This is a genomic window from Emcibacter sp. (genome assembly GCF_048269205.1).
Lineage (GTDB): Bacteria > Pseudomonadota > Alphaproteobacteria > Sphingomonadales > Emcibacteraceae > Emcibacter.
Genome location: NZ_JBLXJC010000001.1, coordinates 195,965 through 214,649 on the forward strand (window position 1 = coordinate 195,965; position 18,685 = coordinate 214,649).

Consider the following 18,685-nt stretch of genomic DNA (forward strand, 5'->3'; position numbering starts at 1 on the left):
TGGATTTTTTACCCTGATATTGTCCTTTTCCCCTCTGGACCTCCCCGGGAAAGGGTAATATGAGACGTCCTGCACAAGTTTCTGTTCTTTCGGGGAATTCTGAAGGGGCGGGATATAACAACGATAAACAAAGGGGATTATTTATGACAATATTCAATCAGGACGGAATATCCTTTTCCCGTCCCCTCTGGACGGCATGTCTGGGGATATTTCTTACAACTGTCACACTGCAGGCCGCCGCGGCCACTGAACCCACACCGGAAACGGTGAAATCGCAGGTGGCGGGCTACAAGGCAGCCTTTACCTGCAGCGCCACTTTTAATGGCGGAAAATCCGCAGACATGATCCGGCAGGATGAACTGACCGGTATACGGCTTGATTACCGGAAATATATGGCCGAACTGCCGGATGCGGAAATCAATCAGGGGGAAAAATATGTTTCCGTCCGGTTCAGCGAAGACCTGCCGCCACGCTATGCGGTCTGGCGTCCGGGACTTGGTTGTGCGCAGCTTCCGCCGGGGGCTGATCTGTCCGTGCGCAAACATGTCCCGTCAGTGAATTTCTCTTCTGCGCCGGATAATGGCGTAAAACCCTGGCCCGTGGGGGATGCGGTCCCGGAACCGGATATGGCCCCTTCCCCCCTTCAGGCGGTGCTCAATGATGCTTTCACCACCGAAAAATACGGTGATCCAAAGGCAACCAGCGCGACCCTGGTGACCACGCCGGACCGGCTTCTGGCAGAGCAATACAAGGCGGGCTTCACCCCGCATACCTCCCAGCGCACCTGGTCAGTGGCAAAAAGTATCAGCGCGACGGTCATCGGCATTGCTGTGGAGAAGGGACTTCTGGATATCAAGGCCCCGGCCAATATTCCCGAATGGTCGGCCCCGGGTGATCCCCGGCAGAAAATCACCCTGGAGAACCTGCTGCATATGGCCAGCGGCCTGGACAGCAATAAGGCTGGAAACCGGACAAGCTATGTTTATTTCGGTGGCGGTCTGGTGACGGATAATGCGACAGAAAAAATGCTGGAAACGGCGCCCGGCAAACGCTGGAAATATGCCAATAATGATACATTGCTGGCAGTCCGGTCCCTCAAGGCGACGCTGGGTGAGACGGAGGCCATGCTGCGCTTTCCGACCGAGCAGTTGTTCCGGAAGATCGGCATGGGCCATACGGTGGCGGAAACAGACTGGCAGGGAAATTTTGTCCTCTCCAGCCAGGTCTGGTCCACGGCCCGGGATCTGGCCCGGCTTGGTATCCTTTACCTCAATGACGGCGTTTGGCAGGGCGAAAAACTGTTGCCGGACTGGTGGCGGGAATTCGTCAGCACGCCGGCACCGTCGCAGCCGCCGCTTGTGAACGGGGAAGGTCATCCTCTGCCCGGGTACGGCGCCCAGTTCTGGTTGTTCGACAGCCGCTTCCCGGGTCTGCCGGACGATGTTTTCGCCATGGCCGGCAACAGGGGGCAGTATGTGATGATCATTCCCTCACGGAATCTGGTGATTGTCCGGCGCGGCTATGACAGCCCGGACGGCGTGCGCTTTAACATCGCCGCCTTCACGGCCGATATCCTGGCGGCGCTCAATCAGTAATATGTCAAGCCGGGACGGGCGTCAGGCCTGTTCCCGGCGAATCATATAGACCTGAAGATTGCACCAGGCGGCCTTCAGGTAGGACGTGGACAATCCTGCATTTTCTGCCCGGATCAACATGTCGCCCACCAGTTGATCGGCCTCCACAGGCTTGCCCAGCTCCAGATCCCTGAACATGGAAGAGGTATAATCCGAACCTTCCCGGGTCATGGTCTCTTTCATATACTCCAGGGAGGCGTCGGACAGGGGATAGCCGGCTGCGGCGGCGGCTCCTGCACATTCGTCAATGATCGCCAGGGCGATTTCCCGGCCGTCACGGGTTGCCATGATATCGCCGATGCTGCCACGCATCAGGCAATTGAGGGTACCGAGAACGGTGATATGGCAGAATTTGTCCCACATGGCCGAGGCCATGTGGGGGGAATGACTGACACTGACCGGCGCTTTCAGAAACAACTCCTCGAGCTGGCGGCTGAAGGCGAGTTGGCTGTCTGAACGCGGCCCGAAAGTGATATGGCCCGGGCGAGACCAGGACCGGATGCTGCCGTCTTTCTGTAGTGTACAGATGTTTTTGGCGAGCCCGCCCAGGACCTTTTCTTCTCCGAATGTTTTATCCAGAACATCCAGGTGTTTCAGGCCGTTGAGCAGGGGAAGGATATGGCTGTCCGGACCGATCGCCGGGGTGATGGACTTTACGGCGCTCTCCAGGTCATAGGCCTTGCAGCCCAGGATCACCAGATCATAGGGGCTGTCCACCTCCTCGACAAGATGATCTGTCACATCAATTGTATAGTCCCGGTCCGGGGTGTGAATGACAAGACCGTTCCGTTTCAGCAGGTTATGCCGTTTCCGGCGCACCAGAAAGGTGACGTCCGCACCGCTGTGCAAAAGAAGCCCGCCGAAATATCCGCCGATTGCCCCGGCGCCCAGAACCAGAATTCTCATGTTTCACTCCTGAATTGGTTTCGGGGGCATATATAGCGGGCTGGGGAGAAAAATTCCAGAAGTGACTGTAGAGCAGCGCTTCAGGAAGGTTCCTGAAAATCGCAGGCGCCGCAGTTGCGGTAAAAAACCGAAGTCTGGGCGCAGGCAAAAGCCAGCGGCAGGGACATCAGGGGCGACAAGGCGAAAATCATCAGGAACTGTTCCTCCCGCCCCCCGGCCCAGCCGGCGAAAAGATCAAGACCGGTGAGCCTCAGGACAATGAACTGCACGGCCGTTACAATTCCCAGTGACGGGATTACCCCGATCAGGAGGCTGAACAGCATGTGGCCTGTGAGAGTACGGGTCAGGTCCCAGGATGACCGGAAACTGAGCGTCTTGCCGATGGACTGGGCAGCAAAGGCCAGAGACAGGCGAAGGCCGATGGCCAGACCCAGCAGGCTGATAATGGCCGCTGCAGAAAGATAGACGGTCAGTTCCAGTGACCCCACGGTTTCCACTGATCCCTGCTGGTCCAGGTTGATCTGGTTCAGGATCATCAGCACCGCACTGCTCAGCAAAAACATGAGCACCAGAATGACGCCGAGAAAGACCAGAATTTTGATGCTGAAATGAAAACTGCGACTGATCAGCGGCCAGAATTTGCGGCGCATAAAATGTTCAGGTCCCAGAAGAAACAGCCGATGCCAGAGAATGGCCGAAGGTACAAGCCAGATGAAAGTGGTGGCGATCAAAAGGAAAAAGGAAAACTGGAATCCTTCGGGGATTCCCTCCCGGCTGTCCGGGCCTGTAAGTACCGGCTCAAGATAGCCGAGATAGCCGGCCAGACAGAAGGGCAGAAAGGCAAACAGGGAGATCAGGATATGCTGGAACCTGAAGTGCCACAGACAGCCATAGGCCTCGAGGATACAGGTTATCAGGGATTTGTCCCGTTTTCCGGTTTCAATCGGCATGTGCAATCCTTATCAGACAATCAGGTCTGCGATATGGCCCTTGTCATCTTCCGTCCGGACCAGACGAGTATAAATTCGGGTCATGCAGCAGCAAAACAGGGAGCTGGGCGCAAGGATCAGAGGGCTGAGCATATATTGTACAATAATAAATGCCGGGTCGATCATTGCCGTTCCTGTTATGCCGAAAAACCCGGCCAGAAGATTAAGTAACAGCATAGAGAAGACCCAGGCCGGGAGCACCGACAACAGCAGGCTCGTAAAAATAGTCAGGCTGTTGTTCCTGCTGTAATACCAGGCCTCCCTGAAAGGGATAAAGGACCTGTTTTCGGCAATGCTGACAAAGGTAATCTGCATCCTGAATGAAATGCCCACGGTTATGATGGTGATTATTGTAGCGATCATCAGGGACAGGGGGCGGTTGCCCTGGGGGGCGATATCAAGCCCGCTTACCCCGGAAATGACAGACAGGACAAGCCCCAGACCGGTGGTCATCACAAGCATAAAAATCAGCAGCAGAATAATCATGGCGGCAAGATAAAGAATATATTTCAGCAGCATCCGGCCAAGGTCCGGCAGGGAAAATTTAAGGAAGTTCCCGCATCCCAGAAGATGGAGCCGGAAAAACAGCAATGTCAGGGCGCTGGTGACCAGAAAGGCCATGGCCACAAAAGCCAGATAGGCGCTGCTGAACTGGAAGGTTACATTCCCGCCGGGAGCAACGTGTTTTGTAAGCGAAAGTCCCGGGACAAACAGGAACAGGCTGAAGGGCAGATAGAAAACATAGGAAAGAATCGCATGCTGTTTGAGGTTTGTCCGGAACGTCAGATAAGTCTCTTTCGCAACGTCAACAACAGATAATGTTCTTTCTTCACTCTGGATCATGGGTTTCTGCCTGCATTTTCCGCTATTATTCCGCCGAAGCGTTTTATCAGTGCCTGATAGAGGTCCCGTTTGAACGGTACTATCATATCCGGCAGGTCGGACAGATCAATCCATTTCCATTCGCTGAATTCCTGGTGGTCTGTCTCCAGATTGATGTCTTCATCCCGGCCCAGAAAGCGATAGACAAACCATTTCATTTTCTGGCCCCGGTAGCGTCCTTTCCAGACCTTGCCGACCAGGTGTTCGGGCAGATCATAGGTCAGCCAGTCATCGGTCTGTGCCAGCAGTTCCACCTTGTCGGTGCCGATTTCCTCTTTGAGCTCCCTTAAGGCCGCCTCGCCGGGGTCTTCTCCCTTGTCGATGCCGCCCTGGGGCATTTGCCAGGCTTCGGCCGTCTGGTCGATTCTCTGGGCCATAAAGATCCTGCCTTCGTCGTTAAACATCATCATGCCGGCGCAGGGGCGATAGGGGAGTTTCTCTTTATCTGTCATGTGACCTCGTTGGCTGGAAATTCCATCTCGTCTATTTTGAACAACTGAAGCCGTCTTTCAATAGGCAGTTGGTGTTGTCGGGACTTTTACTGGCGTGAAGGCTGCTATCTAGCGGATCGGCTGACGGTTGGCGATGGCTGTGACGGGTACCAACTGGATACCCTTGCCGGGCAGGGTTTTGGCCCAGGCATCCAGTTGCTCGATGGTCAGCGGGAACGGACGGGCGATGCCCAGCGCCGCTCCATAGGTTCTTGCCGTGGTCTCCAGCTCGCGGAGGCGGGTCTGGATTTCCTCTTCGTTGACGGTGTTGTCGATATAGCGGTTGTTGATGGCCCGTGGCATCCCCAGCCGGCGGGCGTACCGGGCCGCGACGCTATAGCGGCTTGAGCGGGAATCGACAAACATCAAGCCCCGGCCGTGAAGTTCCTCCAACACCGGATGAATGGCGTTTTCGGCTGCCGTGAATTTCGATCCCATTTCGTTCAGGACCCCCACATAGCCGGTGACCCGGGAAAGGACCCACATAAGCCGGTTCATGTTGTCCCGTTTCGAATAGCCTGCCATCAGGGTGTGTGGGCCCGGATCATTCTCGGGATAGTTCAGCGGCTCCATGGGCACAAGAAGCAATGCCTCGTGACCGAATTCGCGGCCCAGGTCCACCCAGTCCTGCAATTCGCGGCCATATGGGGTGACGGCGATATCCATTTCGCCAGGCAGTGTCCTGATGGCCTGTTCGCTCTGTTCCGCATTCAGGCCTATTCCCTTGACAATGATGGCGATGCGCGGTGCGATGCTGAGATCTTCATGCGGCCGGGCATATTCCTGCCAGGCGACAAGGCCGTCCGGTCCCAGCACCGGCAGGGGGCCGTCCCGGCTTTGCATGACAAGGCCCGGATTGGGTACCTTCTTCAGGCTCATGAATTTTGTATAGGGGATCTGTTCACTCTGTGGCGCCGTTTCTTCGGGGATAACCTCTTTCTGCAGCTCTTGTTCGGCTTTTGCGTTAGCCTCTTCTTCAGCGAAAGACAGGCTGTCATCCGGATCCGACAGGACGATGATGTTTTCCGAAGCGGGCTTATGGCTTTCTTCCGCTGGTTTTTCCTGTTCCTCTGCCACCTTTGCCGGTTCGGGCAGGGGCTCCTCAGCGGTCAGGGAAAGCCAGACGAAAAGGCCGCCAAAGGACACAAGCACAAGCACCCAGGCCGCTACCAGCGGACTGATGGTGCGTCTGCGCGTCATCGTTGGTAATTCCGGCTCGTCTGCCATTTTTCCCGGCCGTTACCGGCCTTTCCCCTTCCTGTTTATCTTTATTTTTACCTGTCACATAAAACAGGGGCCGGGTAGAACACATCCCGGTCCCCGCTTTATGTGTTTTTACTCGTAATTTCTGGCGATGGCCATACCCCGGATCAGATTGAAGGCATAGTTCAGCTGGTAATCCCGCTGCGCCGTGGTCAGTGTCTTCTCGTCTTCTGTGTTTTCGGCTTCGTCTTCACCGGCAGTTCCCGGGTCGGCGCTATTCTGCTCGGCGTTTTCGTCGGTTTCCTCAACGTTTTCATCCCCGTTGGGGTTCTCTAGACTGCCCCTGAGGCTGGCCTCACTGCGCCGCCTGGTGTTGATCGCCTCGGCGTCTTCAAGCCGCAGTTGTTCGACAACCACATCCGGAATGATTCCGTCACCCTGGATGCTTGTACCGGAGGGGGTGAAATAATAGGCGGTGGTCAGCCGCATGGCACCGTTTGCACCCAGCGGAATAACCGTTTGCACAGAACCTTTGCCGAAGGACTGGGTTCCGACGACCACACCGCGCTGGTGATCCTGCAGGGCGCCGGCGACAATTTCAGAGGCGGATGCAGAGCCGCCATTGATCAGTACCACAAGAGACTTGCCGTTGATCAGGTCCCCCTTGCGCGCGTTATAGCGCTGGACGGACCGGTCGTTGCGGGTGCGGGTTGAAACCACCTCGCCGCGATCAAGAAAGGCATCGGACACGGCGATGGCCTGGTCCAGAAGACCGCCGGGATTGTTGCGCAGGTCAAGCACAATACCCTGGAGGTTGTCGCCCAGTTCTTCCTTGATGGCGGACAGGGCATCTTTCAGGTTGTTCTCGGTGGTTTCGGTAAAGGAGGTGATACGCACGTAGCCGATTTCATCCTCGACCCGGTAGCGTACCGATTTGATCTTGATGACATCGCGGGTAATTGTGATTTCCAATGGGGCTTTCTCGCCCTTGCGCACCACGGTCAGGACAATAGGCTCACCCACTTCGCCACGCATTTTTTCCACAGCCTCGTTAAGGGTCAGGCCCATGACCTGTTCCCCGTCGAGATGGGTGATATAGTCGCCGGCCTTCATACCTGCCTTGGCGGCCGGGGTGTCATCAATGGGGGAGACGACCCTGACCACGCCGCTTTCCTGGGTTACTTCCAGGCCGAGACCGCCGTATTCGCCACGGGTCTGGACCTGCATGTCCTCGAAATTCTTCGGATTCAGGTAGCTTGAATGGGGGTCCAGGGAGGCCAGCATGCCGTTGATGGCGGCCTCGATAAGTTCCTCATCCTCCACGTCCTTCACATATTGTGACCGGATGCGCTCGAACACGTCTCCAAACAGGTTGAGCTGTTTGTAGGTATCTGAATTTGCGCTGTAGCCCACGGTATTGACCGCCATGCCGGCGCCGAAAATGGCCAGGGCAATTACAGCAGTTGCAGCAAATTTTTTCATTTAACCAAGTACCTTTCTGTCACGAGCAATAATCCAGGGCAGCGGATTGATCGGCTTGCCCCCTCGGCGGATTTCCAGATAGAGTTTCTGCCCCAGGGATCCAGCGACCCTGCCGTCAGACGCCAGTTGAGTGGGCGCCATCTGGCCGATTGGTTCACCTTTTAATACCCATTGACCGACAACGGCGTCAAGCCGGGTCATACCGGCCAGCAGCGTATGATAGCCGTCTCCGTGGGAAATAATAAGTAATTGTCCGTAGGAGCGGAATTTTCCTGAAAAAACAACGCGTCCGTCGTGGGGGGCGACCACAGTTGCCTGGGATCGCGTGTTTATAATGATTCCCTTTGATTTCCGGCCTTCCGCTGTGGTCTGTCCATAACGGACCTCAATGCTGCCGCGCGCCGGCAGGGGAATGGAGCCCCTGGCGAGGCTGAAACTGGTGCTGCCGGAGGGCAGGGCCGTCACCTGGGCCGGCGAAGTGCTTTCACCGCTATCGCGCTGTGGCTTGTCCTCCAGCCGCGTTGCCGCCTCCCGGGCGGCTTTTTCCCGAAGCTGGTTTTCTTTTTCGATCCGGTCAATCAGTTCCTGCAGGTTTCTCGCCGTGGCGGCAAATTTTTTCAGTTTCTGCCGTTCCTGCCGTGTGGCCCGCTCAAGCTCCTTATGGCGATCCCGGCGGGCGCTCAGCAGTTTATCCAGTTCATCCTGGGACTGGCTCAGTTCGGCAAGTTCCTCTTTCAGGCTGGCCTGTTCCTTCCGGATATCCTGACGCAGGTCCTGCAATTCTCCGATATCCTGGCGGATTAACACAGCCTTGTTTTCGAGTTCCGGCAGAATCACTTTGAGAAGACTGGCGCTCCGCAGGCTGTCGACGGCTTCATCCGGGCGGAAGGCAACCAGTTCCGGGGGCTGCCGGCTCAGGCGCTGCATGGCGCCCAGTGTTTCCGTCATCTGTCCGGTGCGGGCGGACAGACGTGCCTCCAGCTTTGTTTCCCGCTGGTTCAGGTCGTCAAGCTTGTCTTCCCTCTCGCTGAGGCGGCTTTCCGTATCCTGGAGATCTTTTGCCGCCTGGACCATTTTGCGGCCGAGATCGGAAATCTCTTCCTTCAGCTGGCTGGCCTCACTTTCATACTGTCGGGCCTTGAGGGTGGTTTCCTCGATTCTTTTCTGGACTTCCTTGAGGTCGTCTTCCTGTTTGCGCGGCACTTCTCCGGCGGCAGGCAGTGCCGTCAGAAGGCAAAGAAGCAGCGAGGGGAGAAACCGTGTTCTCCGCCGGGCAGACATATGTAACGACAACCTACGCAGTAGCCCTGTTCTCCTGTTGCTGTCCCCTGTGTCCCCGGGCTTCTTCCTGGGAAACCACTTTCAGCAGGGAATGGCCGGTCATGGCTGCCGGCTGGTCGAGTCCCATCAGGTCCAACAGGGTCGGCGCCACGTCCGCCAATCTGCCGTTTTCCAGGGCAATCGCCCGGCCTTCGGGAAGATCAGCCGCCGCGGCTGGTGCATTGATCAGAAGGAAGGGGACCAGGTTGGTCGTATGCGCCGTATGGGGCTGATCGGTAACCGGATCCTTCATCAGTTCAATATTGCCGTGATCGGCGGTAACCAGCATGGTGCCACCCGTTTCCACAAGCGCATCGCGCAGATGGCCCAGGCTGGTGTCGATGGTCTGCACCGCCTTGAGGGCTGCCTCCATCACACCGGTATGGCCAACCATGTCGGGATTGGCGAAATTCACCACGATCAGGTCGTATTTTTTCGAGCGGATGGCCTCCACCAGCTCGTCGGTCACTTCCGGGGCCGACATTTCCGGTTTCAGGTCATAGGTGGCCACATCCGGCGACGGGATCAGGATACGGTCTTCCCCGTCATAAACGCCTTCACTGCCGCCGTTGAAGAAAAAAGTCACGTGAGCGTATTTTTCCGTCTCGGCAATGCGCAATTGCGTGCGTCCGCTGCGGGAGACAATCTCGCCCAGGGTATCGAGGATTTCCTCGGCCGGAAAAAGCGCGGTCATAAATTCATTAAGGGCGACGGAATATTCCACCATGCCTGTGGTCGCGGCGAACTTAACCAGACGGTCCCGCTTGAAGCCGTCAAAATGGGGATCCACAAAACAGGTCAGGATTTCCCGGGCCCGGTCAGCACGGAAATTTGCCATCAGGATCGCGTCGCCGTCTTTCATGCCCTGATAGTCACCGATCACCGCAGGCAGAACGAATTCGTCGGTCTTGTCCCCGGCATAGCTTGCTTCGATGACGGCCCGGGCGCTGTCATGTCTTTCACCGCCGGCATCCATCATGGTGTCATAGGCCAGCTTGACCCGGTCCCAGCGCTTATCCCGGTCCATGGCGTAATAACGGCCGGAAACGGTGGCGATGGAGACATTGTCGAGCCCGGCGATGCCTGTCTCGAACGTTTCCACAAAGTCCAGGGCGCTTTTTGGCGGGACGTCCCGGCCATCAAGGAAGGCATGGATGGCAACCGGAATATTTTCTTTTGCACATTCTTTTGCCAGGGCCAGCATATGGTCCTGGTGGCTGTGTACGCCGCCCGGGGACAAAAGCCCCATCAGGTGGCAAGTGCCACCGCTCTGTTTAAGGGCGGATACGAGTTTTTTCAGATTTTCCAAATGGCCCAGCCGGCCTTCAGCAATACAGCTGTCAATCCGGGGCAGGTCCTGCATGACCACACGCCCGCCGCCCAGATTCATATGCCCCACTTCGGAGTTGCCCATCTGCCCTTCCGGCAGGCCGACAGCAAGGCCGGATGTTTCCAGAAAGCCGAAAGGGCATTCTTCCAGAAACCGGTCGTAGTTGGGTGTGTGCGCCAGCGCAATGGCGTTGTTGGTGCTGTCATCACGATACCCCCAACCGTCCAGGATACACAGGACAACAGGCTTGGTGGGATGCAGGGCTTTGTTTGTCATTTGCAACTCGTTCCGCTTCTGGCCGCTTCCGGTGGCAACCGGTCACATTCGCCGGACAATACTCTATATCTAAATTAGGTTAATAGCGTGTAAAATCAAGCTTGTCAGGCTCTTTTACGCCATTTTCAGGCCCATATTCAAGTCCGCTTTTATTCCTGGGGTCAATCCTTGTGATAGGGGTGTCCGGCAAGAATGCTGGACGCCCGGTAAATCTGTTCCGTCAGCATCATGCGCACGATCATGTGCGGCCATGTCATTTTACCAAAAGACAGCAGCATGTTGGCGCGCTCTTTTATTCCGGGCCCGTAACCTTCTGCGCCGCCGATCACAAAGGCCACACAGGAGCGGCCATCGTCCTGCAACCGGCCCAGGGTTTCTGCGAAAGCGGTGCTGCGCATATGCTTTCCCCGTTCGTCAAGGGCGATCAACCAGGCGTCATCGGGAATGGCCGCCAGAAGCAACTCGGCTTCTTTCGCCATGCGTTCGGCACCCTTCAAGGGGCGCTTCTCCTCCACTTCTGTAACGGAAACGGGCCAGGGCGTGCGCTTGACAAAGGTCTCAATCAGGTCAAGCTCGGGCCCTTTTTTCAGGCGCCCGACGGCAATGATCCTGATCTGCATGGTTCCAATCCCGGTTCTGGCCTAGTTCTGGAAGTCAGATGCGCCGGAAGACAAGTCAGCACGTCCGACATTATCCGGTGTAAAATCCGGCATCCACATTTTTTCCAGATTGTAGAAGGCGCGAACCTCCGGGCGGAACAGATGCACAATAATATCACCGGCATCAATCAAAACCCAATCAGCTTTATCAAGGCCTTCCACCTTGCAGCTGCCAAAGCCGTTTTCCTTGACGGTCTGGACCACATGATCTGCCAATGATGCCACCTGGCGATTGGAACGACCGGACGCAATAATCATCGAATCGGCAATGCTGGATTTACCATGTAGGTTGATTTCGGTGATTTCTTCTGCCTTTTTGTCGTCAAGGGCACTTAAAATAAGTTCCTTGAGACTGACCGTACTGGACGGTTCGGAAGAACTTGGAATGTTCTCTGACTCCTGTATTGTGGGCACGTCTATTTTCTATAACCTCTCGGAATATAATGTTTTTTCACGAATTGCTGTTGCTGACATTGGATTTTTTCTACCGTGGCAGAAAACCCAAACCGGCGGTTTCATCCGCGGCAGCAGCGAAGCATGGGTTTCCCCCAGCCGCTGCCGGCGAAATTTTTGCCCGGCCTTGCTGGCAATTGCCGACATAGAATAACCGGGACGGTCGAAAATCGCAAATGGAACAAGATTCGCGATCTCCTCCCATTGTTGCCATTTGCTGAATTGCGCCAGGTTGTCGGCGCCCATCAGCCAGATAAATTGTGTGTTTGGAAAGCGGGTGACCAGAATACGGATGGTGTCCGCCGTATAGTTGGTGTTCATCCGCCGTTCCAGGTCCATGACAGTAATACGGGGATGATCCGCCACCTGTTGGGCCTTTTTTACCCGCTGGTCCAAAGCAGCCATATCGTCTGTACCCTTCAGCGGGTTTTGCGGTGACACCAGCCACCAGACATGATCCAGGCCCAGCCGCTTGAGGGCGGCAAGGCTAATTTCCCGGTGAGCCTCATGGGCAGGATTGAAGGAGCCGCCGAGAAGGCCAATGGTCATACCCCGCCATTTGTCAGCACCGGGCAGCAGGGGAAACCTGCTGTGGATATTTTTACGGTCGGGTTTGTCCATCGCCCCTGACCTGGTATTTATAGCTTGTCAGCTGTTCCAGTCCGACCGGACCTCGGGCATGCATCTTGCCTGTGGAAATTCCGATTTCTGCGCCCATGCCAAACTCACCGCCGTCTGCAAACTGGGTCGAGGCATTATGCATGACAATGGCACTGTCGACCCGGTTCAGAAATTCCGCGGCGGTTTCCGCATTTTCCGTGACAATGGAATCCGTATGGTGGGAGCCGTGTTGCGCAATATGTTCTATCGCACCCTCGACTCCGTCGACACAGCGGACGGACAGGATGGCGTCCAGATATTCCGTGTCCCAGTCCTCGTCGGTGGCTGCAACCATATCCGGGACAATTTCCCGGGACCTGCCATCGCCCCTGAGTTCGCAGCCTTTTTCCTTCAGCGCCTCGGCAATGGAGGGCAGAAGCTTTTCAGCGGCGGCCTCGTCGACCAGAAGAGTTTCCATGGCGCCGCAGATGCCGGTGCGCCGCATTTTGGCATTGAGTGCAATACTGACGGCTTTTTCCGGGTCGGCGTCCCGGTCCACATAGACATGGCAGATGCCGTCCAAATGGGCCATGACCGGCACCTTGCTGTCATTCTGGACCCTCTCGATCAGGGATTTGCCGCCGCGCGGTACGATGATGTCCACAAAACCTGCAAGGCCTAAAAGCTCACCCACGGCGGCCCGGTCTTGGGTCGGGATCAACTGGATGGCCTCTTCCGGCAGACCCGCTTTCTCAAGGCCTTTGACCAGGCACTGATATATGGCCCGGCTGGAATGGGCACTTTCGGAACCGCCGCGCAGGATCGAGGCATTGCCGGACTTCAGGCACAGGGCGCCGGCATCGGCCGTGACATTGGGACGGGATTCATAGATGATGCCGATCACGCCAAGCGGGACGCGCACGCGGGAGATATTCAGGCCGTTGGGCCGGTCCCAGCTTGCCATCACATCACCGACCGGATCGGGCAGGGCGGCAATATTCTCCAGTCCTTTCGCGATGGCCTCGATACGGTCCTCGTCAAGCAGAAGCCGGTCCAGCATGGCGCCGGTAAGCCCCCGGCCCTTCGCAATGTCCATGTCCCTGGCGTTGGCGGCAAGGATTTCATCCCTGTCCGACCGCAGGGCATTTGCCGCGGCCAGAAGGGCTGCATTTTTCTGTTCCGTGGTGCTTTCGGCCAGGACGGCGGCGGCCTCCCGGGCGGCCTGTCCCATGGCCAGCATCAGTTTTCTGATGTCATGTTCTGTATTCATTTGGTTTCCAGCAGTTACTCTGATTTGTACTGTATATTGTGTGCAGCGTTATTTATAGCCATTTCCCGAAATAACAAGGTCGCTACGGTGGATTAGTTCCTCCCGGCCCACATAGCCGAGGACCTGTTCGATCTCATGGCTGCGGCGGCCTTTCAGGAGGCCTGCCTCGGCAGACGAATAGGAAATAAGTCCGCGCCCGATCTCGCCACCGTTCATGTCCACCACGGTGACGGTATCGCCCCGGTCAAAGGTGCCGGCAACCCGGACCACTCCGGCGGGCAGCAAGCTCTTGCCGTTTTTCAGGGCGCCAACCGCGCCATCGTCAATGGTCAGCGTTCCGCAGGTTTCCAGGCTGCCCATGATCCATTGCTTTTTGGCAGCAAGCGGATTGTCCGCCGCCTTGAACCAGGTGCCGTGGCCGCTTTCAAGATAGCGGGAGACGGGATTTTTTTCCGTGCCGTTGATGATCACCATGTGACAGCCGCCCTGGGCGGCAATCTTGCCGGCGGCGATCTTGGTGATCATGCCGCCGCTGCCGAAACCGGTGGAGACAGGGTCTCCGGCCATGCGTTCGATCTGGGGGGTGATGGTCTCTACAACCGGGATAAACTCTGCTCCGTCGTTTTTGTTGGGGTCGGCCGTGTAAAGCCCATCGATGTCGGACAGCAGGAACAGGCAGTCCGCCTCACACATGGTGGCGACCCGGGCGGCAAGCCGGTCATTATCGCCGTAACGCATTTCGTCGGTAGCCACCGTATCATTCTCGTTGATTACCGGCACCACACCCAGTTTCAGCAATTGCAGGATGGTGTTGCGGGCATTGAGATAGCGGCGTCGTTCCTCCGTATCGCCATAGGTCAGCAGAACCTGGGCCACGGGAAGGTCATGGTTACCCAGGCTTTCCCGATAGGCGGCAGCCAGCTCGATCTGGCCCGCGGCGGCGGCGGCCTGGTTTTCTTCCAGTCGCTTGCCGGGTTTGAGGCCCAGCCGTTTGCGGCCAAGCGCAATGGAGCCGGATGAGACCAGGATCACATCCTTGCCGGCGGCCCTGAGCGTTGCCACATCGCTGGCAATGCTGGCAAGCCAGTCTTCGCGCAGCTGACCCTTGTCCGCATCCACCAATAGGGCGGAGCCGATTTTGATCACAATACGGCGAAAATTCTCAATAGTCTGTTTCATTCAGGGTGGCTTTCAATCGACAGTGTGGCATGTCAGACATCTGAGCGGTTTTATAACGGGTAATGATCTAGATCGGGGACCATCCGTCCGTATCTTCCTCCTCTTGTTCCGGTTCTTCCGCATGATTGTCTTCTGTCGGGGTGGCGGCCGACAGATAGGGAGCGGAAGCATCGGACATATCCAGTTCACGGGCTTCGTCTACATTCTTGAGCAGGGCCCTGAGAATTGCCTCGACCCCTTTTCCGGACACGCCGGACAGGGGCATGATCGGCGAATCTGTAACCTGCCGCAATTCGTCCGTCAACATTTCGATCAGCTCATCATCAAGGGCGTCGACCTTGTTCAGGCCAATGATTTCCTTCTTGTTGTCCAGACCCTCGCCGTAGGCTTCCAGTTCGTTGCGGACGGTCCGGTAAGCTTCGACCACGTCTTCTCCGGCGCCATCAACCAGATGCAGCAGGGTGGCGCAACGCTCCACATGACCAAGGAAGCGATCGCCCAGGCCATGGCCTTCATGGGCACCTTCGATCAGACCCGGGATATCGGCAATGACAAATTCGCGCTCGTCCACATTGACCACACCAAGCTGGGGTTTGAGGGTGGTGAAGGGGTAGTCGCCGATTTTCGGTTTGGCCCGGCTCGTGGCGGCGAGGAAGGTGGATTTACCCGCATTGGGCAGGCCCACAAGCCCCACATCGGCCATCAGTTTCAGCTGCAGCCAGATCCACATTTCCTCGGCCGGCCCGCCGGGAGTGGATTTGCGCGGGGCCTGATTGACGGAAGACTTGAACGCCGCATTGCCGACGCCGCCCCTGCCGCCTTCCAGCAGCATGATGACCTGTCCGGGTTCGGTCAGGTCGGCCAGCATTACCTCGTGATTTTCATCAAAGATCTGGGTGCCGACAGGAACCTGGAGCACCAGGTCATTGCCTTGTGCGCCGGTGCGGTTCTGACCCATGCCGTGTCCGCCCCGCTGGGCCTTGAAATGCTGTTTATAGCGATAGTCGATCAGCGTGTTCAGGCCTTCCACGGCTTCGACCAGAATATGGCCGCCGCGCCCGCCGTTGCCGCCGTCGGGTCCGCCGAATTCGACGAATTTTTCCCGTCGGAAGCTGACGCATCCCTGTCCGCCTGCGCCGGAACGGGTATAAATTTTACACTGATCGAGAAACTGCATTTTGTTACTCTGGTTAAATAAGGTCCGTCCGGATCATAAACGGACGGGCGTAAATTACAAAATGGCCAATAAAAAAGGGGAACGCCGGATCAGACCCTTGGCATTCCCCTTTCCGGAAACTTGTGCGGTAAATTCCGGCTTACTTTTCCACGTCTACATGTACGTAGCTGCGTTTCAGTTTGCCTTTGGCGAATTTAACCTTGCCGTCGGTCAGCGCAAACAGGGTATGGTCCTTGCCCATGCCCACATTGTCACCCGGGTATACTTTGGTGCCGCGCTGGCGAACCAGGATGTTGCCGGCAATAACGGCTTCACCGCCGAATTTTTTTACACCAAGACGGCGACCAGCTGAGTCGCGACCGTTACGGGAACTACCGCCTGCTTTCTTATGTGCCATGACTTACTTCTCCTCGGTTTTCTTGGTTGAGGTTTTCTTTGCGGCCGGTTTTTTAGCAGCAGCTGTCTTTTTCGGAGCTGCCTTTTTGGCCGGAGCTTTGGTTTCAGCGGCTTTCTTAGCAGCCGGTTTCTTGGCCGGTGCAGCTTTCTTCGCCGGAGCTGCTTTCTTTGCAGCAGGTTTTTCAGCGGCAGCTTTTGTCGCCGCGGGTTTCTTGGCGGCCGGCTTGGCTTCCTCGGTTTTAGCAGCGGGTTTGGCCTCGGCCTTCTTGGCCGGTGCGGCTTTCTTCGCTGTGCCTTTGCCGATTTCCAGAACCTTCAGAACAGTCAGTTCCTGACGGTGACCTTTTTTACGGCGATAGTTCTGGCGACGTTTCTTTTTGAAAACGATAACCTTGCTGCCGCGGGTCTGTTCCAGAATTTCAGCGGTAACCACGGTTCCGCTGACGGTCGGGGAGCCAACCTGTACACCTTTGTCATCACCGACCATCAGTACCTCGTCAAGGGTAACTTTCGCGCCGGCTTCGCCATCCAGTTTTTCAACCTTCAGCACATCATCTTTGGCAACTTTATACTGTTTGCCACCAGTTTTGACGACTGCAAACATTTTGAATTCCTGTTTTTATCCTGGTCATAGCCGGTAACGAACAAGGGTTCGTGTTTACGGACCGGGGTATGACGATTCGTCAAACTACGGGATCAATCCCGTGTTGAGAGATGGCGCAATATAGCGCCGGTAAAGCGGATGTCAAGGGTTTTACCGGCTTTTACACCGCTAAAATCGACCTCTTTTGAGATTCAGCTTCCAGGGGCTTCCCGAGGATGCCGCAGGAGGTTATTCCCCCTCCGACATTTCCTGCAGGCTCTCAGGATCGAGGAGTATTACATTGTGGGCGCTATCAAGCCGGATCAGGTCTTCCTGGGCAAGCTTTGTGAACTGGCGGCTGACGGTTTCCACGGTCAGCCCGAGATAGTCGGCCACATCGGCCCGGCTCATGGGCAGATAGGCATGGTTCGGCGGATATCCGCCTATGGTCCTGGTCTTGTCCGCCATATATATAAGGAAGCTGCATAGTTTTTCCCGGGCTGACTTCCGGCCCAACAACAGCATCTGGTCATGGGCGGACTGTAGCTCGGTGGTGGTCATTTCAAAAACCCGTTCCCCAAGCTGGGGCAGCTCACGGAATTTTTCGGTAATTTTCCGGCGCTGGAAGCGGCAGGTTTCCACGGGCGTGATCGCCTCGGCGGTATAGCTGTAGACATCTTTGCAGGCCAGGCCAAAGAAATCACCCGGAAACAGGAAGCCGGTAATTTGTCGACGTCCGTCCGCCAGCATCTTGGAAAGCCTGACTGTACCTTCCCGGACATTGAACAGATAGTCTGCCGGATCTCCTTCGGCGCAGAGAACCTGCTTGGAATCCCGGTTGAAGTCGCTGGAAATCTCGTTGAGAAGATTGACCTCTTCCTCATTGAGGACATTGCACATGGCAACATGGCGTATGCTGCAGCTTTCACAGGCGGAATGGTGATTGCACTGGTCAGACTGGATGACCCGCAAGGTTGACCTGAACTCCCCGGGGGGTGTTTTTTTCATGGAGTTGTCCATGGTGTGTCCCTGAATAAATTATATGACCCTGATATATCTTTATCCATATATTGAATGGCGTGGTATGGCAACAAATACCCGTAAAATACTGTATATTTAGTTCTGGATAAAACAGCGGTTTGTCCGCGACTCCGGAAGGGCCAGTGATACTGGAAAAGCAGCAGTTTCCGGCAGCGGGCGACGCGCCTGCGCCCCTGCTGTGGATTTCACAGGATTATTGCAATTGACGCGAATCAATGCTTCAATGCGACAAGGTAGTTAGCATGCACCTTCTGGGTGTCAGGAAATGAATTGACAAAGAGGCGAGAACAAACAAATGACAGGCGACAAGGTAAAATTCATGGTGGGGTATGATGGCGGCGAGCTCAGCGAGCGTGCGGCAAGTCTGGCCGCGGACAAGCTGGCCAGCCGCGGTGGCGGTGTACTGTACCTGATCTATGTGGTGGATTGGTCCGAGTTCGAGGTCATGAGTGTGGAAGAGCTGGCTGTGCGGCATTCCCAGCAGATGGAGCAGCTTGAAACCGCCGAGGAGGAAATCATCGCCCCGGCCAAGAAGCGCCTGGCCCGCGAGGGAGTGGAAATCAAGAGTTTCGTCCAGGTGGGCCATGCCGCCGATGTGATCACCTCGCTTGCCGAGGAAGAGAATGTGGAACAGATTTTCCTGGGCCACAAAGGCAAGGGACTTCTCGCCAAGATCGGTTTGGGCAGTGTAGCCTACGGCGTTCTGCAGAAAGCCAAGGTGCCGGTAACGGTTGTTCCCTGATTTTGCTGTCATAAGAGATGTTGAAAGGCCGTCTGATTAAACAGGCGGCCTTTTGTGTTTCCCAAAATGGGA

At 56.2% G+C, this 18,685-nt stretch carries 19 protein-coding genes; 2 read left to right on the forward strand and 17 right to left on the reverse strand.

All coding sequences use genetic code 11. The annotated features are described in order from the left end of the window. The first annotated feature begins 143 nt into the window (after positions 1-143). Complete coding sequence (locus tag ACN0YD_RS00920; protein WP_417316757.1) at positions 144-1,595, forward strand: serine hydrolase domain-containing protein; 1,452 nt, start codon at positions 144-146, stop codon at positions 1,593-1,595. A gap of 21 nt (positions 1,596-1,616) precedes the next feature. Here the strand turns inward: ACN0YD_RS00920 and ACN0YD_RS00925 are convergent, their stop codons facing one another. The 17 genes from ACN0YD_RS00925 to ACN0YD_RS01005 all read right to left on the reverse strand — a co-directional run bounded on the left by ACN0YD_RS00925 (position 1,617) and on the right by ACN0YD_RS01005 (position 17,838). Further along, positions 1,617-2,540 carry a ketopantoate reductase family protein gene (locus ACN0YD_RS00925; protein WP_417316758.1) on the reverse strand — a complete coding sequence of 308 codons (924 nt, stop codon included), beginning with the start codon at positions 2,538-2,540 and terminating at the stop codon, positions 1,617-1,619. A gap of 80 nt (positions 2,541-2,620) precedes the next feature. Continuing rightward, on the reverse strand, positions 2,621-3,490 hold the full coding sequence (locus ACN0YD_RS00930) for a hypothetical protein (RefSeq protein ID WP_417316759.1): 870 nt from the start codon (positions 3,488-3,490) through the stop codon (positions 2,621-2,623). Positions 3,491-3,502: 12 nt separating this feature from the next. Further along, entirely contained in the window at positions 3,503-4,372 is an 870-nt protein-coding gene (locus ACN0YD_RS00935; protein WP_417316760.1) for a hypothetical protein, read from the reverse strand. Next, positions 4,369-4,863, reverse strand: a complete 495-nt coding sequence (locus tag ACN0YD_RS00940; protein ID WP_417316761.1) for an RNA pyrophosphohydrolase — start codon at positions 4,861-4,863, stop codon at positions 4,369-4,371. The genes ACN0YD_RS00935 and ACN0YD_RS00940 overlap by 4 nt, the downstream gene beginning before the upstream one ends. A gap of 108 nt (positions 4,864-4,971) precedes the next feature. Then, complete coding sequence (locus ACN0YD_RS00945) at positions 4,972-6,102, reverse strand: divergent polysaccharide deacetylase family protein (protein ID WP_417316762.1); 1,131 nt, start codon at positions 6,100-6,102, stop codon at positions 4,972-4,974. 135 nt (positions 6,103-6,237) lie between these two features. Beyond that, complete coding sequence (locus ACN0YD_RS00950; protein WP_417316763.1) at positions 6,238-7,587, reverse strand: S41 family peptidase; 1,350 nt, start codon at positions 7,585-7,587, stop codon at positions 6,238-6,240. Further along, on the reverse strand, positions 7,588-8,868 hold the full coding sequence (locus ACN0YD_RS00955; protein ID WP_417316764.1) for a murein hydrolase activator EnvC family protein: 1,281 nt from the start codon (positions 8,866-8,868) through the stop codon (positions 7,588-7,590). A gap of 13 nt (positions 8,869-8,881) precedes the next feature. Then, positions 8,882-10,513 carry a 2,3-bisphosphoglycerate-independent phosphoglycerate mutase gene (gpmI, locus tag ACN0YD_RS00960; RefSeq protein ID WP_417316765.1) on the reverse strand — a complete coding sequence of 544 codons (1,632 nt, stop codon included), beginning with the start codon at positions 10,511-10,513 and terminating at the stop codon, positions 8,882-8,884. 161 nt (positions 10,514-10,674) lie between these two features. Next, a complete protein-coding gene (gene rlmH, locus ACN0YD_RS00965) occupies positions 10,675-11,133 on the reverse strand; it encodes a 23S rRNA (pseudouridine(1915)-N(3))-methyltransferase RlmH (RefSeq protein ID WP_417316766.1) in 459 nt (152 codons plus the stop codon). 21 nt (positions 11,134-11,154) lie between these two features. Beyond that, the gene (gene rsfS / locus ACN0YD_RS00970; protein ID WP_417316767.1) at positions 11,155-11,586 is read right to left on the reverse strand and encodes a ribosome silencing factor; all 432 of its coding nucleotides are present in this window, start codon (positions 11,584-11,586) and stop codon (positions 11,155-11,157) included. Positions 11,587-11,595: 9 nt separating this feature from the next. Further along, entirely contained in the window at positions 11,596-12,246 is a 651-nt protein-coding gene (locus ACN0YD_RS00975; protein WP_417316768.1) for a nicotinate-nucleotide adenylyltransferase, read from the reverse strand. Beyond that, on the reverse strand, positions 12,227-13,495 hold the full coding sequence (locus ACN0YD_RS00980) for a glutamate-5-semialdehyde dehydrogenase (RefSeq protein WP_417316769.1): 1,269 nt from the start codon (positions 13,493-13,495) through the stop codon (positions 12,227-12,229). Before ACN0YD_RS00980 ends, ACN0YD_RS00975 begins: the two co-directional genes overlap by 20 nt. Before the next feature lie 48 nt (positions 13,496-13,543). Then, on the reverse strand, positions 13,544-14,674 hold the full coding sequence (gene proB / locus ACN0YD_RS00985) for a glutamate 5-kinase (RefSeq protein ID WP_417316770.1): 1,131 nt from the start codon (positions 14,672-14,674) through the stop codon (positions 13,544-13,546). 67 nt (positions 14,675-14,741) lie between these two features. Continuing rightward, entirely contained in the window at positions 14,742-15,851 is a 1,110-nt protein-coding gene (gene obgE / locus ACN0YD_RS00990; protein ID WP_417316771.1) for a GTPase ObgE, read from the reverse strand. A 139-nt stretch (positions 15,852-15,990) separates the two neighbouring features. Then, complete coding sequence (gene rpmA, locus ACN0YD_RS00995; RefSeq protein WP_417316772.1) at positions 15,991-16,248, reverse strand: 50S ribosomal protein L27; 258 nt, start codon at positions 16,246-16,248, stop codon at positions 15,991-15,993. A gap of 3 nt (positions 16,249-16,251) precedes the next feature. Beyond that, the gene (rplU, locus tag ACN0YD_RS01000) at positions 16,252-16,851 is read right to left on the reverse strand and encodes a 50S ribosomal protein L21 (RefSeq protein WP_417316773.1); all 600 of its coding nucleotides are present in this window, start codon (positions 16,849-16,851) and stop codon (positions 16,252-16,254) included. Between the two features lie 228 nt (positions 16,852-17,079). Beyond that, positions 17,080-17,838, reverse strand: a complete 759-nt coding sequence (locus tag ACN0YD_RS01005) for a cyclic nucleotide-binding domain-containing protein (RefSeq protein ID WP_417316774.1) — start codon at positions 17,836-17,838, stop codon at positions 17,080-17,082. 328 nt (positions 17,839-18,166) lie between these two features. Here ACN0YD_RS01005 and ACN0YD_RS01010 point away from each other — a divergent pair, with 328 nt between their 5' ends. Further along, positions 18,167-18,613 carry a universal stress protein gene (locus ACN0YD_RS01010; protein WP_417316775.1) on the forward strand — a complete coding sequence of 149 codons (447 nt, stop codon included), beginning with the start codon at positions 18,167-18,169 and terminating at the stop codon, positions 18,611-18,613. The last annotated feature ends 72 nt before the right edge of the window (positions 18,614-18,685 follow it).